General features: G+C 69.2%; 18 protein-coding genes. 7 read left to right on the top strand and 11 right to left on the bottom strand.

Features of this window, described 5'->3' with window-relative positions:
* Nucleotides 1–49 precede the first annotated feature (49 nt).
* From ABD204_RS03905 to ABD204_RS03885, 5 genes are read right to left on the bottom strand one after another with little or no spacing between them, the layout of a single operon-like run.
* Nucleotides 50–2,125, bottom strand: coding sequence for a bifunctional lysylphosphatidylglycerol flippase/synthetase MprF (locus tag ABD204_RS03905; protein WP_194423368.1), 2,076 nt, complete (start codon nt 2,123–2,125; stop codon nt 50–52).
* Nucleotides 2,126–2,173: 48 nt separating this feature from the next.
* Complete coding sequence (locus tag ABD204_RS03900) at nt 2,174–3,439, bottom strand: hypothetical protein (RefSeq protein WP_194423367.1); 1,266 nt, start codon at nt 3,437–3,439, stop codon at nt 2,174–2,176.
* Nucleotides 3,432–4,115, bottom strand: a complete 684-nt coding sequence (locus ABD204_RS03895) for an HAD hydrolase-like protein (RefSeq protein WP_194423366.1) — start codon at nt 4,113–4,115, stop codon at nt 3,432–3,434. The genes ABD204_RS03900 and ABD204_RS03895 overlap by 8 nt, the downstream gene beginning before the upstream one ends.
* A 58-nt stretch (nt 4,116–4,173) precedes the next feature.
* A complete protein-coding gene (nucS, locus tag ABD204_RS03890) occupies nt 4,174–4,869 on the bottom strand; it encodes an endonuclease NucS (protein WP_194423365.1) in 696 nt (231 codons plus the stop codon).
* Between the two features lie 9 nt (nt 4,870–4,878).
* Nucleotides 4,879–6,132, bottom strand: coding sequence for an MFS transporter (locus tag ABD204_RS03885; RefSeq protein WP_194423364.1), 1,254 nt, complete (start codon nt 6,130–6,132; stop codon nt 4,879–4,881).
* Nucleotides 6,133–6,211: 79 nt separating this feature from the next.
* On the opposite strand from ABD204_RS03885, the gene ABD204_RS03880 reads away from it, so the two are divergent.
* A complete protein-coding gene (locus ABD204_RS03880; protein WP_194423363.1) occupies nt 6,212–7,264 on the top strand; it encodes a LacI family DNA-binding transcriptional regulator in 1,053 nt (350 codons plus the stop codon).
* 3 nt (nt 7,265–7,267) lie between these two features.
* Here the strand turns inward: ABD204_RS03880 and ABD204_RS03875 are convergent, their stop codons facing one another.
* Nucleotides 7,268–8,938: a DUF389 domain-containing protein gene (locus tag ABD204_RS03875; protein ID WP_194423362.1), complete on the bottom strand. Its 1,671-nt coding sequence runs from the start codon at nt 8,936–8,938 to the stop codon at nt 7,268–7,270.
* A gap of 140 nt (nt 8,939–9,078) precedes the next feature.
* Between ABD204_RS03875 and ABD204_RS03870 the strand changes: the two genes are divergently transcribed.
* Genes ABD204_RS03870 through mnhG form a run of 6 tightly spaced genes read left to right on the top strand, consistent with a single transcriptional unit; the run spans nt 9,079 to nt 15,433 of the window.
* Nucleotides 9,079–12,009 (top strand): Na+/H+ antiporter subunit A, encoded by a 2,931-nt coding sequence (locus tag ABD204_RS03870; RefSeq protein WP_194423361.1) that lies wholly within the window; start codon nt 9,079–9,081, stop codon nt 12,007–12,009.
* Nucleotides 12,006–12,572: a Na(+)/H(+) antiporter subunit C gene (locus ABD204_RS03865; protein ID WP_194423360.1), complete on the top strand. Its 567-nt coding sequence runs from the start codon at nt 12,006–12,008 to the stop codon at nt 12,570–12,572. Before ABD204_RS03870 ends, ABD204_RS03865 begins: the two co-directional genes overlap by 4 nt.
* Nucleotides 12,569–14,134, top strand: coding sequence for a Na+/H+ antiporter subunit D (locus ABD204_RS03860; protein WP_194423359.1), 1,566 nt, complete (start codon nt 12,569–12,571; stop codon nt 14,132–14,134). The genes ABD204_RS03865 and ABD204_RS03860 overlap by 4 nt, the downstream gene beginning before the upstream one ends.
* A complete protein-coding gene (locus ABD204_RS03855; RefSeq protein WP_194423358.1) occupies nt 14,131–14,751 on the top strand; it encodes a Na+/H+ antiporter subunit E in 621 nt (206 codons plus the stop codon). The genes ABD204_RS03860 and ABD204_RS03855 overlap by 4 nt, the downstream gene beginning before the upstream one ends.
* A complete protein-coding gene (locus tag ABD204_RS03850; RefSeq protein ID WP_194423357.1) occupies nt 14,748–15,020 on the top strand; it encodes an MrpF/PhaF family protein in 273 nt (90 codons plus the stop codon). Before ABD204_RS03855 ends, ABD204_RS03850 begins: the two co-directional genes overlap by 4 nt.
* Nucleotides 15,017–15,433 carry a monovalent cation/H(+) antiporter subunit G gene (gene mnhG, locus ABD204_RS03845; RefSeq protein ID WP_194423356.1) on the top strand — a complete coding sequence of 139 codons (417 nt, stop codon included), beginning with the start codon at nt 15,017–15,019 and terminating at the stop codon, nt 15,431–15,433. Before ABD204_RS03850 ends, mnhG begins: the two co-directional genes overlap by 4 nt.
* Before the next feature lie 148 nt (nt 15,434–15,581).
* On the opposite strand, the gene ABD204_RS03840 is transcribed toward mnhG, so the two are convergent.
* The 5 genes from ABD204_RS03840 to argG all read right to left on the bottom strand — a co-directional run bounded on the left by ABD204_RS03840 (nt 15,582) and on the right by argG (nt 23,048).
* Entirely contained in the window at nt 15,582–18,212 is a 2,631-nt protein-coding gene (locus ABD204_RS03840; protein ID WP_194423355.1) for a penicillin acylase family protein, read from the bottom strand.
* A gap of 137 nt (nt 18,213–18,349) precedes the next feature.
* The gene (locus tag ABD204_RS03835) at nt 18,350–20,245 is read right to left on the bottom strand and encodes a YhgE/Pip family protein (protein ID WP_194423354.1); all 1,896 of its coding nucleotides are present in this window, start codon (nt 20,243–20,245) and stop codon (nt 18,350–18,352) included.
* On the bottom strand, nt 20,242–20,856 hold the full coding sequence (locus tag ABD204_RS03830; RefSeq protein WP_194423353.1) for a hypothetical protein: 615 nt from the start codon (nt 20,854–20,856) through the stop codon (nt 20,242–20,244). Before ABD204_RS03830 ends, ABD204_RS03835 begins: the two co-directional genes overlap by 4 nt.
* The gene (locus ABD204_RS03825; RefSeq protein ID WP_322597501.1) at nt 20,856–21,491 is read right to left on the bottom strand and encodes a TetR/AcrR family transcriptional regulator; all 636 of its coding nucleotides are present in this window, start codon (nt 21,489–21,491) and stop codon (nt 20,856–20,858) included. Before ABD204_RS03825 ends, ABD204_RS03830 begins: the two co-directional genes overlap by 1 nt.
* Nucleotides 21,492–21,605: 114 nt before the next feature.
* On the bottom strand, nt 21,606–23,048 hold the full coding sequence (gene argG / locus ABD204_RS03820) for an argininosuccinate synthase (protein WP_194423351.1): 1,443 nt from the start codon (nt 23,046–23,048) through the stop codon (nt 21,606–21,608).
* Nucleotides 23,049–23,104 lie beyond the last annotated feature (56 nt).

The raw sequence follows: 23,104 nt of genomic DNA, 5'->3' as shown, positions 1-23,104 counted from the left end.
CGCGCGCGGATCGACGGCGTCGCCCGGTCCGACCTGCTCGGACCGGGCGTCAGTCGTGTCCGCCGCGCACCAGCTCCCAGCCGGCGCCGGCGAACTGACGCAGGGTCGCGTCTGGCAGGAACGCCTTGGTGAGACCCGCGGCGATTGCAGGGAGATCCCCCTCGTCGCGGTAGAGCAGGTACATCGTCTCGTAGCGCGGGTTGAACTTCTGCTTGAACCGGTGCAACGACCGGAACCCGTACACGGGTTCGAGGGTCTCGGCCAGCTTTCCGGTCAGATCGGCGATGAGGCCGGAATCGGCCGGTTCCTCATGCGCCAGCGGCGCCCCGGACAGGGACAGGATCTCGGCACCCTCCTCGGCGAAGTATTTCGCCGAGGATCCGATGAGGAACTCCATCACCGGGGGGAAACCGCCCTCTCGGCGACGCATGAGGTCGAGCGTCCATCCGCGAACCGCACCGCCGGGGCCATACACCGGAAGCCACGACAGGAAACCGTCCACGTCTCCGCTCGGAGAAAGGGCGAGCGCCAGGCGCACCTCGGGATCGCGCGCCTCGGTGAGCGTGCCGAGGGTGAAGCCCATCTCCGGAAGACCCTTGTCGCCCACCCACATCTCCGAGATCGCCCGGATCTGCTGCTGCACGCCCCATGGTTCGTCGGTGAAGCGGCTCATCCGGAAGGTCATCTCTTCGCGTCCGGCGCGGTTCATCGACGAGCGCACCGAGTTCCAGGCTTTGCCCTTGAACTCCAGCCCCGGGAGGTCGACGATCGTGTCGTCCGCCACGACGAGCGAACGCCATCCCGCCGGGACCGCCGCCCGCGTCGCCTCGCCCGCGCTGAAGAAGCACGGGGTGAGCGCGTTGCGCTCGGCCGTCTCGATGAATCCGCGCACCATCTCGGGTCGCCGCTCCTCGGGCCCCAGCGGGTCGCCCAGGGCGATGGCAACTCCGCGACGCACCTGGAATCCGACGACGCCGCCCGCGACGGGTGCGTACGACATGTCATCCCACGTGGTCATCCACGACAGGGTGCCGCCACCGTCGCGGCGGATCACCTCTTTGACCTCGTCCACGGTGAGGGCTGCGTCGTTGCCGAGCCGCGTGCGGCGGCGAACCGCGAAGGCGCCCCTCGCCCACAGGATATAGACGAGCATGAGCAACCACATCACGGCGCTGGCCATCGACAGCTCGGTCTCGGCGTCGATGACCGCTTCGAGCTCCGCCTCGCTCGAGATGCCGATGACCGCGAACACGAAAGCACCGGTGAGGACGTTTATCGCGGCCAGGACCACGCTGACCACCCACGCCCATCGCCGGCCGCGCCGCATCCCGTTGGCCACCAGTGCGATGATCACGACATCGATCGCGGCATCGATGTAACCGCCCGACGCCGGTTCCGTCGGACCGAAGATCCCGTCGGTGGGCACCAGCAGCACGATCACCTGGATGGCGCCGATCACGACCATGCTGAAGAACGCCAGGAACCGTTGCTCGCGCACGCTCGAACGCTGGATGGTCAGCGAGCGGTCGACGAAGAGGATCAACAGGACCGCGAGCAGATGCTCGACGTCGGCGATGTGCCCCCAGAACAGCAACGCGAGGAATGACAGCGCCAGCACCAGCAACCACGCGCGCACGCGCCAGGGCGAGGCGAACAGCCCCACGGCCGCCGCGATGCACGCCATGGTCCCCCCGGAGGCACCCACATCGAGTGCCGCCGCCTGCGCCTGCGCCCACTGCCACGGCGTCATCGCCGCCAGCCACAGCACCAGCGCGGTGGCGAAGACGGCGAAGAGTTGGCCGATCGTGTAGTAAAGCAGGGCCACGCGGCTTCCGCGGCGGAACTCGAGGTAGGCCATCCCGGCGAAGCTTCCGAGCGTGAAGACGTATACCCACGGCTGATTGACGAAGAAGGTGCCGGTGACGACGGTCCACCACCGGCCCTCCGCGAAGGCCGGGAGACCGTAGGCGACAGCATCGAACAGATCGGTCTCCTCGAACGGTGACCACAGCCCTCCCCAGACCACACCGACGACCAGGAGGGCGGCGACGAAGGTCAGCGTGGCGGGGATGCGACGGAGGAAGACGACAACCGGATGGGGTGCTCTCGCCGGGGCATCGCTCATGGCCCTCACCCTATCGACAGCGGCGCACCTGGCTGGAGCGGTCGGTGGTCACCGGCCGTGCAGGCGCTCGTAGTCGGCCAGTGCTTTGGCGTCTTCGGCTTCGCGCATGGCCCGGCGGGCGGCGTCGAGCGCGGCGACGGGGTCGGCGGAGGAGCGGGCGTTGGCCAACTCGCGCTGTGCGGACCGCAACCGTGAGCGTGCGTCCGCGCTTCCGTGGGTGTGGGTGGCGACCGCTTCGGCCATCGCCACGGCGTTCCGCGCCGCGGCCAAGGTCCCCGGAAGTGCGGTCCGGGCGCCCCGGAGTCGCTGTTGTGCGGTGCGCGCGTCGCCCATCGCGAGGTCGAGGCGGTCGCGCAGCCGGGCGATGCGGTCGATCGCCCAGGTCGGTCGGCGCGCCGCGTCCCGTTCCAGGGTGTTCAGCTCGGTTTCGATCGCCCGGATGTCTTCGGCGAGGCGGTCGGCGTCGTCCGGCGGAAGGGAACCGCGGGCCAGGACGGCCTGCCGCATCGCGGTGCGGAGCGCCTCGAACTCGCCGGCCAGGGCGTGCGAGGCCTGGGTGATGAGGCGGTGCGACTCCTCGAAGGCGCGGGCATCGGCCTCTGCCTGGCGCAGAGCCCGCTCCGCGGCGGCGATGTCGCCCAGCGCACTGCGCGACGGGTCGTCGACCGCTTCGGCCGCCGCATCCAGTCTGACCTGGGCCTCTGCGGCCTCGGTCACGGCGTTCGTGGCCGCGTCGGAAGCCGCGCGCCACTCGTCCTCGGCGAACGAGGACGCCAGCTGATCCAGCAGGGGGCCGGGGTCGCCCATCATGGCGCGAAGGTCGTCGAGGCGTTTCCGGGTCGCCTGGAGCTGGGATCCGGCGGTCACGTGGCGCCCCATCCACTCGACGTGGTCGGATCGGGCGTGGCGAATGGCCGTGGCCGCCTTCTCGGCTTCGTCGCGGATGCGCCGGGCGCCCCGTCGCACGTCCATCGGCGTGGCCGAGGGCAGGGAGATCGTGCGGTACAGATCGAACCCGGCGTCCCGGGTATGTTGGGCGGTCAGTCTCGCACGACGCAGCGATGCCGGAGCGTTGCCGCCGTACAGGGCGCCGGAAAGGCCCACCTCCAGTTCGAGCTCGGCGATCGCGTCGTCGAGCCTCACGAGGACCGCGCCCGCCTCCAACCGTTGCTCCTCCGCGCGTTGCCGTGCCGCGGGGGAGCGGCGGGCGCGCCGCACCGCCCACACCAGCACGAGGAGAGCGAGCGCCGCGACGCCGAAGACGACGATCGCCGGGACGACCCAGCGGATCACCTCGGCGGCGACATCATCCATCGCTGTCCTTCACCAGCAACAGATCGCGCAACTGATCGACCGTTTCGACCGAGGCCTGTGCACCCTCGGCCTCGTGGGGCCAGCTGAATCCCCACCCGACGAAGATCACCGGGACGTCGTGGGCGGCGCCGCCCTCGACATCGTGATGGCGGTCTCCGACCAGGACGGGGCGGGACGTGTCCACGCCCGCGGCCGAGAGCCGACGGAGGGCTTCGCCCACGATGTCGGCCTTCGTGGCGAGGGTTCTCTCGTCGGGTGTCGATCCCACCGTGGCGGTGAAGCAAGGGGCGAGGTCGAAGTGGTCCATGAGGGCGACGACCTGGTTCTCGGGCTTCGAGCTGGCGGTGGCCTGCGGGAGGCCGCATGCCTCCGCCTCGCGGATGAGCTCGCCGACGCCGGGGAAGAGCTTGGCGCCGGTGGTGTAGCCGTCGGCCTTGCCGAGCGTGCGGTAGAAGGCGACCGCCTCGGTGGCCTGCTCCGGGGTCATACCGATGTTCGTCTGAAACGATTCGTACATCGGCGGACCGATCCAGTGGACCAGCTCGGCGCGGGTCGGCTTGGGCTTGCCGAAGTGCTCGAGGGCGATTGTCAGGCGTCGCAAGATGCCGTCCGAAGCATCTACGATCGTGCCGTCGACATCCCAGAGGATGCAGGTCCAGGGGGAGCGCGTCGCCATGCTCCCAGCCTACGGGGCCGGGGCGTGACCGAGCGTCGGCCTGCGCGCCCGGGCGGCGTCAGAACAGGCGCGGGGCGCCCGACTCGATGCCCTTCATGCCCTCGTAGTCGAGAGTGACGCATCGGATGCCGCGATCGGTGGCGAGCACCTTCGCCTGGGGTTTGATCTCCTGCGCCGCGAACACCCCGGTGACCGGGGCCAGGTGCGGATCTCGGCCCAGCAGCTCGAGGTACCGGGTGAGCTGCTCGACCCCGTCGATGTCGCCGCGCCGCTTGACCTCGACCGCGATCGTCCCCCCGGCGGGGTCGCGCAGCAGGAGGTCGACGGGACCGATCGCCGTCGGGAACTCGCGGCGCACGAGAGTGAGGTCGTCGCCGATCACCTCGACCTGCTCGGCGAGCAGGCGCTGCAGGTCGGCCTCGACACCGTCCTTCTGCAAGCCGGGATCGACACCGAGCTCGTGGGACGTGTCGTGCAGCACCTCGTAGATGCGCACGAGGAGGGCGTCTCCCGACTTGGCGTGCGTGACGCGCCAATGCTCGAGTACGCCGGCGCTCGCCGACTCCTCGTCCGGCTCTTCGACCTCGAGTCGGCACGGCGGGCTCATCCAGTTCAGCGGCTTGTAGGAGCCGCCGTCGGAATGCACCAGCAGGCTGCCGTCGCCCTTGTGCACCAGCAGGCGGGTCGCGAGGGGGAGGTGGGCGTTGAGTCGACCGGTGTAGTCGACCGAGCAGCGGGCGATGACGAGGCGCACCCGAAGAGCCTAACCCCGCGGTCCCTCCGCGCGATCGTGGGGGTGCCCCGCTCCGACGGTCGATCCGGCGATGGGCCGGGCGGCGCTCGAGGCGATCCCGGAGGCCACGACGAGCGCGACGAGGATGTACAGGGTGTTCAGCAGGCCGATCCGGTCGCTGATGAAGCCCAGCGCGGGCGGACCGGCGAGGAATGCGACGTATCCGATGGTGGCCGCCGCGCTCACTCGGGCGGCGGCTTTGGCGGGGTCGTCGGCGGCGGCCGACATCCCGAGCGGGAAACCGAGCGACGCGCCCACCCCCCACAGCGCGGCTCCGACGAACACCAGCGGAAGGTTCGGCGCGAGGATGAACAGCAGTATCCCGACGGCCGCCGTCGCGGACAGAACGCGCAGAGTGGCCACCCGACCGAAACGGTCGACGAGCGGGCCGCCGAACACGCGCACGACTGTCATCGCGACCGAGAAGACGGCCAATGCCGCCGCGCCGAGGGGCGCGCCGCCGCCGTGCTCCTCGCTCACACCGAGCGCGAGCCAGTCGTTGGCGCCGCCCTCGGCGAACGACATGCCCAGCATGATCACCCCGAGCGCATAGGTGCGCGGCTCCCGCCAGGCCGACAGCGACACCGCGAGCCGCTCCCGCCATCGGGGCTTCGCCTCGCCGACCGGGTCGCCGGCAGCCTCACGGGTCGGCACGTTCAGGAAGGCCGTCGCCGCGATCACGACGATGACCGCCGCGATCACGAGGGCGTGAACGGCGACATCCACGTCCAGCGCGGCGGCCAGCGCACCCAGTCCCGCGCCGATGACGGTGCCGAAGGAGAAGAACGCATGGAACAGCGGGAGGATCGTCTTGCCGGAGTGCGTCTCGATCGCCGCTCCCTCGACGTTCATCATCACGTCCACGGCGCCGTTGCCGAATCCGAAGAGCGCAAGCCCGAGGACCACGACCGGGAACGAGGCCCACACGTCGGTACCGAACCCGATGAGGGCCACGCCGACGGCGAAGACCAGCATCGCGCCGAGCATTCCGCGCCGGGTGCCGAACCGCGCGATGACCACCGACGCCAGCGACAGGCCGATGATCGAGGCCACGCCCATGCCGAGCAGCAGCAGACCGATCTGGCTGTTCTCGATCGCGAGGGTGCTCTTGATGTCGGGGACCCGGGAGGCCCACGTCGCGATGCTCAGGCCGCTGGCCAGGAAGATCGCGAACACCGCGGTGCGCCAGCGCACATACTGCGCCCGGGTCAGGAGCTGATCCATGACCGCCATCGTATCCCCGGATCGATCGGTATCGAAACGATTCGGCGAGCGATCTCGGACGCGCTAACATCGTCCCAGGATGAGCACGCGCCGAGCCACGATCTCCGACGTCGCCCGCGAGGCGGGCGTGTCTCCTTCGACCGCGTCGGTGGTCTTCAGTGGAAAGACCCCCGTCACCGACGCGACCCGCGCCAAGGTGCTCCACGCCGCCGAACGGCTCGGCTATGCCGGCCCTGATCCGCGCGCCGCGTCGTTGCGTCGAGGGCGCAGCGGAATCGTCGCGGTCGTCTTCGAGGAACACCTCGGTGCGGCATTCCTCGATCCCGTCAAGACCCTCATGATGGACGGCCTCACCGACGGTGTCGCCCCGCTCGGCGCGGGTCTGCTGCTGCTGCGCGACCACGATCCGTCCGGCGCGGGTCCTTCGCTCACAAACGCTCCCATCGACGCGGCGGTACTCATCGGATGCAGCGGAATGTTGCGCGAGTCCCTCGCGGCGGTCTCCGCCCGCGGCATCCCGGTCGTGGTGATCGAAGGCGACGCCGGTGACGGGGTCCCGCGCATCACCCTCGACAACCGAGACGCACAACGGCAGGCCGCGAGCCACGTGAAATCCCTCGGTCACCGACGGGTGGTCTTGCTCACTCTGCCCACGCGGGCCCGGCGCCCACGCGGGTGGCTCGCCGACGACGAGACCATCGAGATCGACGTGACCCGTGACCGGTCGCTCGGCGCGCGGGACATCTTCCCCGACGCACCGGCCTACGCTGCCGAGGCGAGCTCGATGGACGAGGGGTTCCTCGCGGCCCGCGAGATCCTGTCCGTGCCGGCGCCACGGCGCCCGACCGCGATCATCGCGCAGAGCGACCTGCTCGCAGCCGGTGCGGTGCGTGCGGCGGAGGACCTCGGGATCCGGGTACCCGCAGAGCTCAGCGTGACCGGTTTCGACGGGGTGGCCGTCGACGGTCTGGCACCACATGAGCTGACCACGCTGGTGCAGCCCGCCGTGGAGAAGGGACGCGCCGCGGGGCGTGTCGTCGCGGCGATGCTCGAAGGCCGACCCCCGCCGGTGGTCACGTTCACCTGTGAATTCCGCGAAGGGAATACCACCGCGGAGCCGCCGCGGGGCTGAGGGTCAGGACGGCGGATCCAGCTGCGTGACCTGCACCGGTGTCACGTTCAGTTCGAGCCCGATGGGTTCGATGAAGTCCTCCTGCAGCGCGTCGAGCAGATCCTCCGCTGACGGGGTGTCGCCGGGGCCGGTGAGATCGACCACCACGGTGTCCTCGGCGACGGTGACATCGGTGATGACGAACTCCGTGTCCTCGCCCAACCACTCCTCCACCGTCTCGGATGCTTCGCGGGCCCGTGTCTCGGAGTGCAGCAGACTCTCGGAGTTGGTCATCAGCGGAACGAGGATGATCGCCGCCCCGGCGACCACCGGCGCGACCGTCGACAGCAACTGGCGCGGACGGTGACGCAGTGCGAACGGCCGGGCGAACCCGGTCAGGACGAAGACAAGGGCCGCGGCGAGCACGATCGCGACGAAGTTGGTCAGGAACAGCAGCGCCGCCCCGCCCGCATCCGAGAAGCGCCCTCCGTTGAGCGAAATGCCCACGACGGCCAGCGGAGGCACCAACGCGACGGCGATCGCGACACCGGCGATGCCGCTGGCCACGCGGGAGTTGACGGTCGCGAACGCCCCCGCCGCACCCGCGGCGATCGCGATGAGCAGATCGACGGTGTTGGGGGAGACGCGCGAGGTGATCTGTGAGTTCGTGGCGAAGGAGATCGCCACCGGCGACCAGCCGGCGATGCCGTAGGCCAGCACGACGGAGGCGACGGTCCCCGTTCCGACCAGCACCGCGGAGTGCACCGCCCGTCTCGCCCAGCCGTTGACCATGGCACCGGCCAGCCCGAGGATGGGCGTCATGAGGGGGGCGACGAGCATCGCCCCGATGACCACCGCGGTGGAATCGGCGATGACGGCGAACGACGCGATCGCCACCGAGAGGATCAGCATCACCCACCAGGTGCCGAGCTTGTTCCGTCGGCCGGGCTTTTCGAAGTACAGGGTCGCGGCCTGCGCGGACCGCTCCCGTCGGCCGATGTCGGAGCCGACGATCCAATCCCACACCACCTCCGGGACGGTGGCGGTCGCGGGGTCCAGGCCAGAGCGGGCCGACGGGCCCCGGAACGCCCACGCGATCATGACCAGACCCAGCAGGATGGCACCGGTGGCGAGGGTCACGATCGAGGCGGTGACCACTGAGGTGGGCACCGTCAAGGCGAGGACGGCGAGCAGGATCGCGATCCCGCCACGTGCCAGGCCGGGCACCCAATCGCGTTCGCGTCGGTTGACGATGGCCGACACGAGGGCGATGACCCCCCGGACGGCGAGGTAGAGCCCGAACACGCCGACGGTGAGGCTGAGGGTGATGAACCCCGCGCCGAGGACCGTCAGAGCCACCATCGCCACCGCGAAGGCGATCGCCGCCAGGCCACGAGGCGCGGCCAGGAGCCGCGGCGTGCGCCTGCCGAACCATCGCTTCCCGGTCAGTGCGTACCAGATGTCCATACCGCCTGCGACGAACATCAACGCGATGACGACGAAGGACACCAGCGTGGTCGTGGCATCGGGCAGCAGGAGGACGAGGGCGCCGATCGCGGTGCTCACCAGGCCCCGCACGGCGACCTGGTTCGCGGTGATCGCACGCGCATCGCGCACGATCGCCCTCATCCAGCCGTCGGAAGACCCGTCGGCGGGCGGCGTCGGATCCTCCTCCTGCAGCTCTCCACGCTCCACCCGGATCCCCTCCCTCGGCACCCAGACTAGAGGGCGCGACGTTCGGGGGGCGGGCGGCCCGGGTAGACTGGGATGCCAGACCCCCTATCGCCCGAGCCGGCGGCGCAGGCCGCACGACTGACGACTCCGAGGAGGCCGCCATGCTGGTCCTCCTTGCTGCGTTCGCGATCGTCCCGCTCGTGATGCCCTGGCTGGTCCACCGACTCGGCTCCCGGGCCTTCTTCATCGCGGCGTTGCTGCCGACGATCGCGTTCGTGCAGGCGCTCCTGCAGACGCAGGCCGTCGCCGCGGGGGAGGTCCCGTTCGAGTCGGTCGCATGGATCGCGCCGCTGGGCATCGACCTGTCGATGCGCATGGACACCCTCTCGTGGCTCATGACCCTCATCGTGACGGGTGTCGGCGCGCTGGTGATGCTCTACTGCCGGTGGTACTTCGCCGACGGCGGCGCCGGTCTCGGCCAGTTCAGCGCCGTCCTGCTCGCCTTCGCCGGCGCGATGTACGGCCTGGTGCTCACCGACGACCTCGTCGTGCTCGTGATGCTGTGGGAGGTCACGAGCGTGCTGTCCTATCTGCTGATCGGCTATTACAACCGCCGTGCGGCCAGCCGTCGCGCGGCGTTGCAGGCGCTGTTGGTGACCACGCTCGGCGGTCTGGTGATGCTGATCGGTGTCGTGCTGCTGGTGGTCGACGCCGGAACCTCGAGCATCTCGGCGATCCTCGCCGAAGCGCCGACGGGACCGATCGTGGATGCGGCACTGGTCATGCTGCTGGTGGGGGCACTGTCGAAGTCGGCGATCTTCCCCTTCCACTTCTGGCTGCCCGGTGCCATGGCCGCACCCACGCCGGTCAGCGCGTACCTGCACGCGGCCGCGATGGTCAAAGCGGGCATCTACCTCATCGCCCGGTTCGCGCCGGTGTTCGCGTTCTCCCCGGTGTGGCAACCGATCGTCATCGGTCTCGGCGTCTTCACGATGCTCCTGGGTGGGTTCCAGGCGCTGCGCGAGACCGACCTCAAACGCATCCTCGCGTTCGGAACCGTCAGCCAACTCGGATTCCTGACCGTCGTGCTCGGGTACGGCACGCGCGACGCAGTCCTCGCCGGCCTCGCACTCGTCCTCGCCCACGCGCTGTTCAAGTCGGCGCTGTTCCTGGTGGTCGGCATCATCGACCACCAGCTCTCCACCCGCGACATCCGGGAGATCAGCGGGTTGGGGCGTCAGACCCCCGTGCTCGCGACGGTGAGCATCATCACGATCGGATCGATGTCCGGCGTCATCCCGACCCTCGGCTTCGTGGCCAAGGAGGCGGCACTGACCGCCCTGCTGGACGAGGCCCTCCAGGGAGCGCCGTACGCGATCATCGCCCTGGTCGGCGTGACGCTCGGTTCGGTGTTCACGGTCGGGTACGGCATCCGCTTCATCTGGGGCGCGTTCTGGACCAAACGAGACCCCGAGGGCGGCACCCGTGATCCGGTCGAGTGGCCGCGTCCCCGCGTCGGTTTCGTCGCGGCACCCGTCATGCTGGCCCTCCTCACCCTCGCCGCCGGTCTCGCCGCCCCGCTCCTGGACATCGTCTTCGCTCCCTACGCCGACACGGCCCCACTCGCCTCGCCCGGTCTCGAGGCGCCGGAATCGACCTACCACCTCGCGCTGTGGCACGGACTCGAACCCGCACTGTTCATCTCACTGGGAACCCTCGCGCTCGGCGCCTGGGTGTTCTGGAGCACCAAACGACGCCCGTGGGGTGCGCGGATGCTCCCCTTCGGCGCACCCGACGTCTACAACGCCGCGCTGCGCGGCGTCGCCCGCCTCTCCGTGCAGGTCACCAGCCTCACCCAGCGCGGTTCGCTGCCGATCTACGTGGGCACGATCTTCATCGTGTTCGTCGTCGGCGAGTCGGTGGCCCTGTTCTCGGGGGCCGAGTGGCAGGCCGAGCTGGCGGCGTTCCAGACACCGATGCAGGTGATGGTCGCGCCGATCATGATCATCGCCGGCCTCATCGCCGTGCGCGCCCGCAAACGCTTCACCGGCGTCGTGCTCGTGTCGGTCACCGGCTTCGGCATGGTCCTCCTGTTCGCCTCCAGCGGCGCGCCCGACCTGGCCCTGACGCAGATCCTCGTCGAGACCGTGACGCTCGTGGCGTTCGCGCTCGTGCTGCGCCGCATCCCCTCGCGCCTCGGGCAGCACAACGCCTCCGTGCGACCGATCGCCCGGGCCGTGCTGGGAGCGGCGGTCGGTGTGACGATGGCGGCCGTCGCGATCGTGGCGACCGCCTCCCGCACGTTCGAGCCGATCTCCCGCGAATGGCCCGACCTCGCCTACGGCATCGGCCACGGCAAGAACGTCGTCAACGTCGCTCTGGTCGACATCCGCGGGTGGGACACGATGGGTGAGCTGTCGGTGCTGGTGCTCGCCGCCACGGGCGTGGCATCGCTCGTTTTCGTCACCCACCGCTCCGACACGCTCTCGGAGTTCACGGCGCCGCTGCCGCGCCTGGACGCGCGACGCCAGCCGCTCATCGAGACCGACGAGGGGATCAAGCCCCGCACCGACAGCTCTGAAGGTCGCCGTCTCGCGTGGCTGCTGGGCGGCACCCGGGTGCAGGCGGAGAACCGCTCGATGATGCTCGAAGTCGTCGTGCGTATCCTCTTCCACACCATCATCGTCGTTTCGCTCTACCTGCTCTTCGCCGGCCACAACCTCCCCGGCGGCGGGTTCGCCGGCGGGCTGGTCGCCGGTATGGCACTGGTGATGCGCTATGTCGCCGGGGGGCGCTACGAACTGGGTGCCGCGGCCCCGGCCGACGCCGGCCGTCTGCTGGGTGTGGGCATGACGATCGCCGTCGCCTGCGCGATCGTCCCGCTGCTGTTCGACGCGGCGCCGCTGACGCGGTGGTTCGTCGAGGCCGAAACCGATCTGCTCGGACACATCGAGTTCGTCACGTCGACGCTGTTCGACATCGGCGTCTACCTCGTCGTCGTCGGTCTGGTGCTCGACGTGCTGCGTAGCCTCGGCGCCGAGGTCGACCGTCAGGCCACCGCCCAGCGCAGCGAGGCGGTGAGCGTGCGATGACCGTCTCCCTCGTGCTGATCATCATCATGGCGGTGCTGTTCGCCTGCGGCGTCTACGCGATGCTCGAACGCAGCCTCACGCGGGTGCTCATCGGCTTCCTCCTCCTGGGCAACGCCGCCAACCTGCTTCTGCTGATCGTGATCGGGCAGCCCGGGATCGCGCCGTTCTACGGCTCCGGGGAGGCCGACCAGATGAGCGACCCGTTGCCGCAGGCACTCATGCTGACGGCCATCGTCATCACCTTCGCCATCTCCGCGTTCCTCCTGGCCCTCATCTACCGGTCGTGGCAACTCGGTCAGGCCGACACCGTGCAGGACGACGAGGCCGACCTCGCCGTGCGCGCCCGGGACGCGGAGACCGAAGAGGTCATGGACGACGAAACCGAGCTCGAGGACGACGACGCCACCACCGACTTCATCGGCACCGTCACCTCACCCATCCGCGTCGTCCACAGCCGGGACTTCCCCGGCGTGCAGGACAACGCGCCCGTCGACCGTCCGCGCACCCGTCTCGCCGACCCCGCGGCCGACGGCACCGATGAGAAGAAGGAGGACGACGCATGATCGCCCTCGTTCCGCTCCTGGTGACCCTGCCCCTGCTCGGCGCCGCGATCGCACTGATCGCCGGGAAGCACCGGCGCGTGCAGGTGGCCGTGTCGGTCACCACGCTGACCGTCGTGGCCGCCATCGCGGCTGTACTGCTGGTCGTCGTCGACGTCGGCGGGTCGCCGCTGGCGGTCTCCGTCGGAGGGTGGCCCATCCCGTTCGGCATCGTGCTCTACGTCGACCGGTTGTCGTCGCTGCTGATCGTGGTCTCCAGCATCGTGTTGCTCGCTGTGCTGCTGTTCTCCGTCGGTCAGGGTGCCGCCGACGGCGACGACGACACGCCGGTGTCGATCTTCCACCCCTCCTACCTGATCCTCTCGGCTGGGATCTTCAACGCGTTCATCGCCGGCGACCTGTTCAATCTCTACGTCAGCTTCGAGATCCTCCTCGTCGCCTCGTACGTGCTCATCACCCTCGGCAGCACCGAGTCGCGCATCCGGACCGGTGTGGTCTACATCGTCGTTTCGCTGGTCTCGTCGATCCTGTTCCTCGCGGCCATCGCGATGATCTACGGTGCACTCGGTACCGTCAACATGGTCCAGATCGCCGAACGCATGGGCGAGTTGCCGCAGGAGACGCAGACGGTGCTCCACTTCATGCTGCTGATCGCGTTCGCGATCAAGGCGGCGGTGTTCCCGTTGTCGTTCTGGCTGCCCGACTCGTACCCGACCGCGCCCGCCCCGGTCACCGCCGTGTTCGCGGGCCTGCTGACCAAGGTCGGCGTCTACGCGATGATCCGCACCGAGGCGCAGCTGTTCCTCGACAACGACCTCAACCTGTTGCTGTTGATCGCGGCCCTGGCGACGATGATCGTCGGCATCCTCGGCGCACTCGCCCAGGCCGAACTCAAACGCATCCTGTCGTTCACCCTCGTCAGCCACATCGGCTACATGGTCTTCGGGCTCGCCATCGCCACACCCCTGTCCATCGGCGCGACCATCTACTACATGGTCCACCACATCGTGGTGCAGACCACGTTGTTCCTGGCGGTCGGACTGGTCGAGCGTCAGGCCGGGTCGACGTCGATCCTGCGGGTGAAGGGACTCATGCGCGGGGCTCCGCTGATCGCCGCCCTCTACTTCATCCCCGCCATCAACCTCGGCGGTCTGCCACCCTTCTCGGGATTCATCGGCAAGTACGCGCTGTTCGACGCCGCCGCCGAGGTGGGTACGCCGATCATGATGGTGATGATGGTCGGCGGCATTCTGACCAGTTTGCTGACCCTCTATGCACTGATGCGCGCGTGGAACCTGTCGTTCTGGCGCGAGGAGGACGACTCGGCGGAGACCGAAGCGCGTATCTCCTATCTCGACGCCTCACCCGAGGCATCCGTGCAGACCGAGCGCCGTGTCATCCCCCGCATCATGACCGCCTCGACGGCGGGGATGGTCGCCATCACCGTCGCCCTGACGGTGTTCGCGGGGCCCATCTACGACGTGTGCACCCGCATCGGTTCCGCCCTGCTGGAACCGATGACCCTCGTGCAGCTCGAGCAGGATGAGATGGAGTCGGAGTCGTGACCTCCACCCCCGCCGACCGCCGCACCGAGCGCCGCAGCGCGCTGGTGAGAGCGTGGCGTCAGCTGCCGTTCCTGCTCTGGCTGGTCGCGGTGTGGATGCTGTTGTGGGGTCAGTTCACCCTGCTTGCGTTCCTCACGGGTCTGGTGATGGCGATCTTCGTCACGCGGGTGTTCCGGCTCCCGGCGGTCGAACTCTCCGGTCGGGTCAACCTCTGGTACGGCGCGATCTTCATCGTGACGTTCTTCGCCTCCCTGGTCCGTGGCTCGCTCACCGTGGCCTGGCAGGTCATCTCCCCGCGCCCCGTGCCCGCCTCGGCGATCATCGCCGTGCCTGCTGTGGTGGCGGATGACCTCATCATGACCCATACCGCGATCACGGCGTCGCTGATCCCGGGATCCCTGGTGATCGACATCGACCGCGACCGCCGGGTGATGTACCTGCACGTCCTGGGTGTGCGGACCCTCGCCGACGTCGAGCACCAGCGTGAGAGCGTGATGGTGTGGGAGCGCCGGATCGTGCGGGCGGTCGGATCGCGCGCGCAGGTCGAGCAGATCCGTGAGGCCGAACGCAAGACGAAGGACGCCGCGCGCCCCGCGCAGAGCCGGGAGGGACGATGACCGAGATCCTGTTGTTCGCGATCTACGCCGTCTTCACCGTCGCGGCGTTGCTGACACTGTGGCGTGTGGTGGTCGGGCCCTCGATCCTCGACCGCGTCGTGGCCTCCGACGTGCTGCTCACCGAGATCCTCTGCGTCCTCGGGGCGGAGATGGCACTCAACGGACACACCCGGTCGCTACCGGTCATGCTCATCATCGCCGCCGTCGGGGTGTTCGGGTCGATCACCGTCGCCCGGTTCGTGGCGAGAAGGGACAACCTCGAGCGATGAACGCGATGCTCTCCCTGCTCGTCCCCGCCGAGACGATCACCGACTCCGCCTACCCGGCGGACGGCTGGGTCGACATCGTGGCGCTGGTGCTCATCCTCTTCGGCGCGGTGCTGTGTCTGACCGCCGCGATCGGCTTGCTGCGGCTGAAAGACGTCCCCTCCCGTCTGCACGCGGCGACCAAACCGCAGGTGCTCGGTCTCATCGTCATCTGCATCGCCGTCGCGCTGTCGTTGCGCTCGTGGCCGGTGGTTGCCTTCCTCGTGCCGGTCGTCCTGATCCAGATGGCCACCGCCCCGCTTTCCGCCCACGTCATCGGACGGCAGGCCTATCGCAACGGCACCGTCGACGAGCCGGGGCTCATCGTCGACGAGCTCGGCGAATCGACCCAGACACCTCCCGGCGCGGGCGGCTGATCGGCCCCCGCGCGCATCCTCGCGGCCGGGCGCGGATGTCCATCGGTCGCGGAGGTCGGAGTTCCGTCCCGATGTCGGAGGATATGACGCGAACTCTCCGACATCGGTGCGATTCTCCGACATCGGATGCCGGGCGTCGGCAGGTGGGTCAGTCGGTAGCGGGGGTGAGGGTCAGCGTGTGCTGGGCGTTGGCGGTCACCGCGGGGGCGGAGAACGGCCACGGTGCGAGCTCGACGGTGCGCCACAGCTCGACCTGGTCGGTGTAGTTGTCGTGGAAGACGTGGCCACTGACGCCGGTGAGCTGCTGCCACGCGGATGCGTCCAGGTCGCCGAGGTCGACGATCATGCGCATCGAGGGCACGGTGAGTGTTTCGAAGCCGCCGCCGAGATCCCATCCGGTCGCGTTCGCCACCGACGACCCGCCGCCGACCGGGACCGGGCCACGGTTGAACAGCCATTCGAGCGGGGCGATCCCCGACGATCCGAAGGTCTCACTGCGCAGTTCGAGCGCGTGCAGGTCTCCCCAGTTCCACAGGGTCATGTTCTCGCCCTGGAGTTCGGTGAGACGCGCGTACGCCCCCTCGGCCGAGACGGTCAGCATCTCCTCCTGCGAGCGGACGCCGATCCCGTCGTTGGTCCACCACTCCGACTCGGGGTCGGCGAGCAGACCCTCCACGACGAGGAACAGTCGACTCTGGTTCGACAGGGGTGCAGGGGATTCACGCTCGCGGGTGAAGAGATTCTGGGCGAGTTCATCCCACAGCACGTTGGCGTACGCCGCAGCCGACGAGTCGGCGTCGTTCTGCGCGTCCCACGTCGCGAGCAGGTCGAGTGCGGCGTCCACGTCGGCGTCTCCGGTGCGCACGTCGGTCATTGCGGCGAGGAGTCGGATACCCACCTGGAACTGGTTGTCCGCCTGGATCTGACGCATGTCCTCGGCGCTGAGCGGGCCGTTCGCAGCGCGACGCTCGATCATGTCGGTGATCCGCGCGGCGCGGTACCCGTAGTCCCAGTCGCGGGTCAGCGTGTAGGGATAGTCCTCGTCGACCAGGGCATTGTTGGCCGTCACGATGAACCCCTCGTCGGGGTTGTAGACCACGGGCAGCTCGTCGAACGGGATGAAGCCCTCCCAGTCGTAAGCCGAGTCCCATCCGGGGTGCGGCAGTGCCCCGTCGCCGGCGCCACGGATCGGCAGGCGACCCGGGGTCTGGTAGCCGATGTTCCCGTCGACGTCGGCGTAGACGAGGTTCTGGGCAGGCACGTCGAACGCCGCAGCGGCATCGCGGAAGTCGGAGAAGTCGCGCGCGGTATTGAGGGTGAAGATCGCCGTGGCGGTGGTGCCGGCATCCAGTGCGGTCCAGCGCAGACTCACGGCGTACTCACCGTCGGGCACGTCCGAGGGCGGTGCGGCGTCGTCCGAGGTGCCGACGTACGGGTCGGCTGCGATGGCGGCGTACTGCGCCGACACATCGGAGACGATCGGGCCGTGGTCGGTCTCACGGATGGTGAGCTCGACGTCGTCTCCGCCGGCGACGACCACGGTCTCGGTACGCACCTCCAACGGCACCAGCGTGCCGTCCTTCCAGGCGGCATCCCCGTCGAGCCGTTCGATGTAGAGGTCGGTGACGTCGGCCGCGAGGTTCGTGAAGCCCCATGCGATGCGGTCGTTGTGTCCGATGATCACGCCGGGCAATCCGGCGAAGCTGAATCCCGCCACGTCGAACGGGCAGGACTCGTCGACCGTGCGGCACTTCAGACCGATCTGGTGCCACACGCTGGGAAGCGACGCCCCCAGGTGCGGGTCGTTGGCCAGCAACGGCATGCCGGTTTCGGTGAGTCGACCCGCCAGCACCCACGAGTTGGATCCGATGCCCTCGCCGACGCCTCCGACCAGAAGGCCGACAGCTTCGACCACGTCGCCCACTTCGGTCCACGCCACGGACGCGGTGGCGCCGGCATCGGCGTCCGACGTGGCGCTCGCCGTGTCGGCGTCGGTCTCGTCGGCGTCCTCCTGGTCCTCGGCAGGTGCGACGATCTCCGGGACGATCACCGGGTGCTCGGCGAACGGATACTCGGGGTAGAGCACCGCGAGCTGCTCCGAGGTGAAATCCTGAGCGGCCAGGGCGCGGGTCGCCTCCGTCTCGATGTTCGCCCGAAGATCCCAGGCCATCGCCTTCAGCCAGGCGACCGAGTCGGCCGCCGTCCAGGGTTCGATCTCGTAGTCGGGGTTCTGCATTCCCAGGACGGCGTACTCGAAGGACACGTCCGCCCCGTCGTGGTCGGCGAGGTAGGCGTTCACGCCGTCGGCGTAGGCGTCGTAGTAGCTCCGGGTGGTCTCGTCGAGCGCGGCAACCTCCTCTTCGGCGATCGCCCGCCAGCCGAGTGTGCGCAGGAACATGTCGGTGCCCAGCTGGGATTCGCCGAACAGCTCCGACAGGCGCCCGCTGGTGACGTGGCGGCGGAAGTCCATCTCCCAGAAGCGGTCCTGCGCCTGCACATACCCCTGTGCGAAGAACAGGTCATCGGTCGAATCGGCGGTGATCACCGGGACGCCGAGCGCGTCGCGTTCGACGACGACCTCGGAGGCGAGCCCGCTGAGGGCGATCTCTCCGTCTCGCTGCGGGAAGGAGCGCGCGATGGTGTAGGTGATCACGCTCGCGGCGATGAGGGCGAGCACGATGACGCCGGCCACCACCGAGAAGGCGATGATGCCGACGCGTCGCCCCCAGACGGGGCGGGTGGTCGCTTCAGGTGTGGATGCCGTGTCCGGCCTCGTCATCGAAGTCCTCCGAACTGCCGGACTCGGTGTCACGCAGCGTGGTTCTCAGTACCGCCGGCTCGGGTCGCCGACGCTGGTGAGCATGCTACCGGCCGTACGGCCCGCCAACGAATGTCGCCGACGACGCTCCGTTGCCCTCAGCCGATGAGGCTCGGGGCCAGGTCGCGCAGGGTGCGACGGTGCGTCATGCGTGTGACCCCGATCGCGGCCAGTACGAGGGCACCGATCATCCACGTCAGCAGGACGACGCCGTCATCCGCGAGGCGGGTGAGGTCACCGCCGTACATCAACTGGCGCATCGCGTCGACGACGTATCCCATGGGAAGGAGGTGGTGCAGCCAGGACAGCGGTCCGGGCAGCGTCTGCCAGGGGAAGGTTCCGCCGGCGGTGACCAGCTGCAGCACCATCAGCACGAGGCCGAGGAACTGTCCCACGGATCCGAGCCAGACGTTCAACGCGAGGATGATCGCTGCGTAGACGAACGACGCGAGCACCATCACCCCGAGCGTTGCGAGGGGGTTGGCGAAGGTGAAACCCAAGGCGACGGCGAGCACGCCGAACAGCGACACCATCTGCACCCCGCCCAGGAGCGCCGGGGTCAGCCAGCCGGCGAGGGTGGTGCGCACCGGATTGTGCAGCGCCGTGATGGCGCGCCGGGAAATGGGTTTGACGATGAGGAACAGGGCGTATATGCCGATCCACCCCGCCAGGGCGGCGAAGAACGGGGCGAGGCCGGCACCGTAGTCCTCCGCCGAGGCGACGTTGGTCGAGGTGATCGTCACCGGGTCGGAGATCGTATCGGCCTGCGCCTCGCGGAGCGCGCCATCGGAGTCAGGCAGGCTCGCCACACCCTCCTCGAGACCGTCGCGAAGCTGCACGGTGCCCGACAGGAGCTCGCTGACTCCGTCGCGAAGCTCACCGGCACCGGTGAGAAGGCTCGAGGTTCCCTCGTGCAGCGCGTCGGCACCGGACGCCACCGACGCGGCGCCGTCGGAGAGCTGCGCGGCGGCCGCGGCGGCGCTCGCCGACCCGGCGGACACCTGCGCCGCCCCGGCGGACAGCGCATCCACCTGGACGACCGCGGACTGCACGGTGTCATCGACCGAGCGGATCCGTCCGTCGAGGGCGTCGAGTTCGTCGACGACCGCCGCGATCCGGTCGTCTCCGAGGCCTGCGGCACGCAGTTCGGCGACGATGTCGTCGCGGACGGCGGGCAGGGCATCGACCACCGACCGGGATGCCGCGCCGGCTCGCGCCGCATAGTCGTCGAGGGTCGCCACGCCGTCCGCGACCTGCGCGGCGCCGACGGCGAGGTCGGCTGTGCCCGTGGCCAGCGCTTCGCTGCCGGAGGCGAGCTGCGCGGTGCCACCCGCCACCTGTGCGGCGCCGTCGTCGAGCCCGATGGCTCCGGACACCAGACTGTCGGTGCCGTCGGCGGCGGTCGCGGTGCCGTCGACGAGTTGGGTCGCCCCGTCGGCGGCCTCGGCGATGCTCCCACGGATCTCGGCGATGCCGTCGAGCAATTGCCGGGTCGCTTCCCGTCCGACCAGCTCGGCGACCGAGGCGCGGATCTGCTCGATCGCCTGTGAGCCGATCGTCGAGGCGAGGTAGTTGTTGGCGTCATTGGTCTGCAGTTCCAGGCGCGCCCGGTGCGGGTCGTCTCCGGAGGCGGACACGAGCGCCTCGGAGAAGTCGGAGGGGATGGTCACGATGAAATCGACCTCTCCGTGCTCCAGGGAGGACTCCGCGGCGGCGGCGGTCATTTCGATCCATCCGAACGTGGCGTCGGCGAGGAGGTTCTCGGCCACGTCGGCGCCGTAGTCCACGGACTCGCCGTTCAGGGTCGCTCCGGTGTCGGCGTCGACGAGGGCCACAGGCACCTGGTCGAGCCGCCCATAGGGGTCCTGGTTCGCCCACAAGTAGAGCCCGCCGTAGAGCACGGGTACCGCGACGAGGGCGATGAGGGCCAGCACCGACATCCGGGTGGCGGTGAGGCGCCGCAGCTCCGCCATCAGCATCGCGGGGACCTTCACCGTTCGACCGCCGAGTCCGTGGCACCGACGTCGGAGAGCACCGCGCCGGACGCGGCGCCGGCGACAACGAGGACGCCGAAGCCGCGTTCGGCGAACTCCTCGCACAGCATCCACCAACTGTGGGGGCTGCCCCCGTGGCGGTCGGGGGAGACGAGGACGAGTGATTCCACGCCGTGGCGCAGGACGGTCAGCTCCATCAGGGTTCGCAGGCGGATGGTGGGGGAGAGGTCACCGAAGGGGGTGCGCCACATCGCATCGAGACCGTTCCGCAGCAGCCAGGTACGGGCGGCGAGCGGGTCGGCGTGGCGGCCGGCGAACATGAGCTCCTCGGCGACGACCCCGTACAGCGAGACATCGGGTGCGGGATCGCACACCCGAGGGGCGTCCACCAGAGCGACGCGACGACGCAACCGGCCCGGCTGTGCCCTTCCGTCCAGCGTCACCGTGCCGGTGTCCGGTGACATCCTGCCCGAGGCGATGAGGCCGAGGACCGTGGGCCGCTGCTCCGTCTCGGCGGTGGCGAGGGCCACCCCCTCGCCGAACTGCAGGGTGGTCTCGGGCAGGGCGAGTCCGCGCCGGCCCTTCGACACCTTGTCGAGGACGATGTGCATCAGTGGGTCTCCGAAGGGACGGCCCGGAGGAGATGGGGGTGCGCGGACAGGACCGAATCGCACTCGGTCCACGACAGGCCGGAAACGCTCAATACGAGGCGCAGGGCGATCTCGCGCGACGCCGCGTCGTCGGCGTCGAGCCGGGAGACGGCCGCGCGGGCGGTCTCCTCGATCACGCGGGCAAGAACCGGCTCGGGGACGTCTCGCCGGAGTACCCCGGTGTGGACGCCGTCGGCGACGATCGCGCGCACCCGTGCCCGAAGGGGGGCGAGCGCCGCGGCGGTCTGTGCGACGTGGGTGTCATCGAGGGCGATCGCCGCAGTGACCTGCACTTGTGCGGCTTCCACCCACAGGCGTCCCGCGAGGAGGGCCAAGGCGACGGGTGCGGGCACGTCGTCGTCGATCGCCGCGACCGCGTTGAAGCGCTCCGCTCCGCGGCGGATCAGCTCGCGGAGCAGATCATCCCGGTCGGTGAAGTGCCCGTAGACGGCTCGACGTGACAATCCCGCGGTGCGGGCGATCGCATCCATCGACGCGTTCGGGTCGGTTGCGAGAAGGGTCCGTGCCGCCTCGACGATCGCTTCGCGGTTGGCCAGCGCATCTCGACGAGTCCGAGGGGTCGATGTATCGGTCACGCAGCGAGCGTACATCCAAAACTACACACTAGTGTGCATGTTTGCTGAATATCCCTCGGTGACGACGACGCCCCCGGCCTCGCGGCCGGGGGCGTGTGATCGACATCACGTGCGTCAGTCGGCGCCGAAGTCGAAAGAGGCCGATTCGTTGGCCTCGTCGACCGCTTCGGCGAGCTCCTCGCGGTCGGCGTCGTAGTCGAGGGCGTGTTCGGTGATCTCCTGCGCGCCGCCCCTCTCGAGTTCACCGACGAGCTCCCCGGTCGCGCCGCCGATGAAGCCGGCGGCGGCGTAATGCTCCAGGCGGAAGCGGGAATCGGCGATGTCGAGGTTGCGCATGGTCAGCTGTCCGATACGGTCGGTCGGGCCGAAGGCCGCATCCCCGACCCGCTCCATCGACAGCTTCTCGGCCGCGTAGGAGAGCATCGGTGAGGTCGTGTCGAGGATCGTGTAGTCCTCGCCGCGACGTAGGCGCAGTGTGACCGAGCCGGTGATGGCCGAACCGACCCACTTCTGGATCGACTCGCGCAGCATGAACGACTGCGGCTCGAGCCAGCGGCCCTCGTACATCAGGCGCCCGAGGCGGCGACCCTGCTCGTGATAGGTCGCGAGGGTGTCTTCGTTGAGGATGCCGTTGACCAGGCGCTCGTACGCGATGAACAGCAGAGCCATTCCGGGTGCCTCGTAGATGCCGCGCGACTTCGCCTCGATGATGCGGTTCTCGATCTGGTCGCTCATGCCCAGGCCGTGCCGCCCGCCGATGGTGTTCGCCTCGCGCACGAGATCCACCGGGTCGGAGTACTCCACGCCGTCGATGGCGACCGGACGCCCGGCCTCGAAGGTGATCGTGACGTCTTCCGTGTCGATCCGCACCGACGGATCCCAGAACTTCACGCCCATGATCGGCTCGACGATCTCGAGCGACACGTTCAGGTGCTCGAGCGTCTTCGCCTCGTGCGTGGCGCCCCAGATGTTGGCGTCCGTCGAGTAGGCCTTCTCCGCCGAATCGCGGTAGGGGAAGCCGTGTTCGACGAGCCACTCGCTCATCTCCTGGCGACCGCCGAGCTCGGTGACGAAATCAGCATCCAGCCACGGCTTGTAGATCCGCAGCGCGGGGTTGGCCAGCAGGCCGTAGCGGTAGAAGCGCTCGATGTCGTTGCCCTTGTAGGTCGACCCGTCGCCCCAGATGTCGACGCCGTCCTCCTTCATCGCCCGCACGAGCATCGTGCCGGTCACGGCACGGCCGAGAGGAGTGGTGTTGAAGTAGGTGCGACCGCCCGAACGGATGTGGAACGCGCCACACGAGAGGGCGACGAACCCTTCCTCGACGAGCATGGTCTTGCAGTCCAGCAGCCGCGAGGCCTCGGATCCGTACTCGGTGGCTCGGCCCGGAATCGACGCGATGTCGTCCTCGTCGTACTGACCGAGGTCACCGGTGTAGGTGTAGGGGATCGCGCCCTTGTCGCGCATCCACGCGACGGCCACGGAGGTGTCGAGACCACCGGAGAAGGCGATGCCGACGCGCTCGCCGACGGGCAGGGACTGGAGGACCTTCGACATGCTTCCAGCCTACCGATGCCCGGGGGCACGACCTATCCAGGGTCGACACCGACTGG

Source organism: Microbacterium aquimaris (assembly GCF_039531285.1).
Lineage (GTDB): Bacteria > Actinomycetota > Actinomycetes > Actinomycetales > Microbacteriaceae > Microbacterium > Microbacterium aquimaris.
Note: the sequence above shows the minus strand (reverse complement) of the source record. Positions and strands in the feature narration are given on the sequence as shown.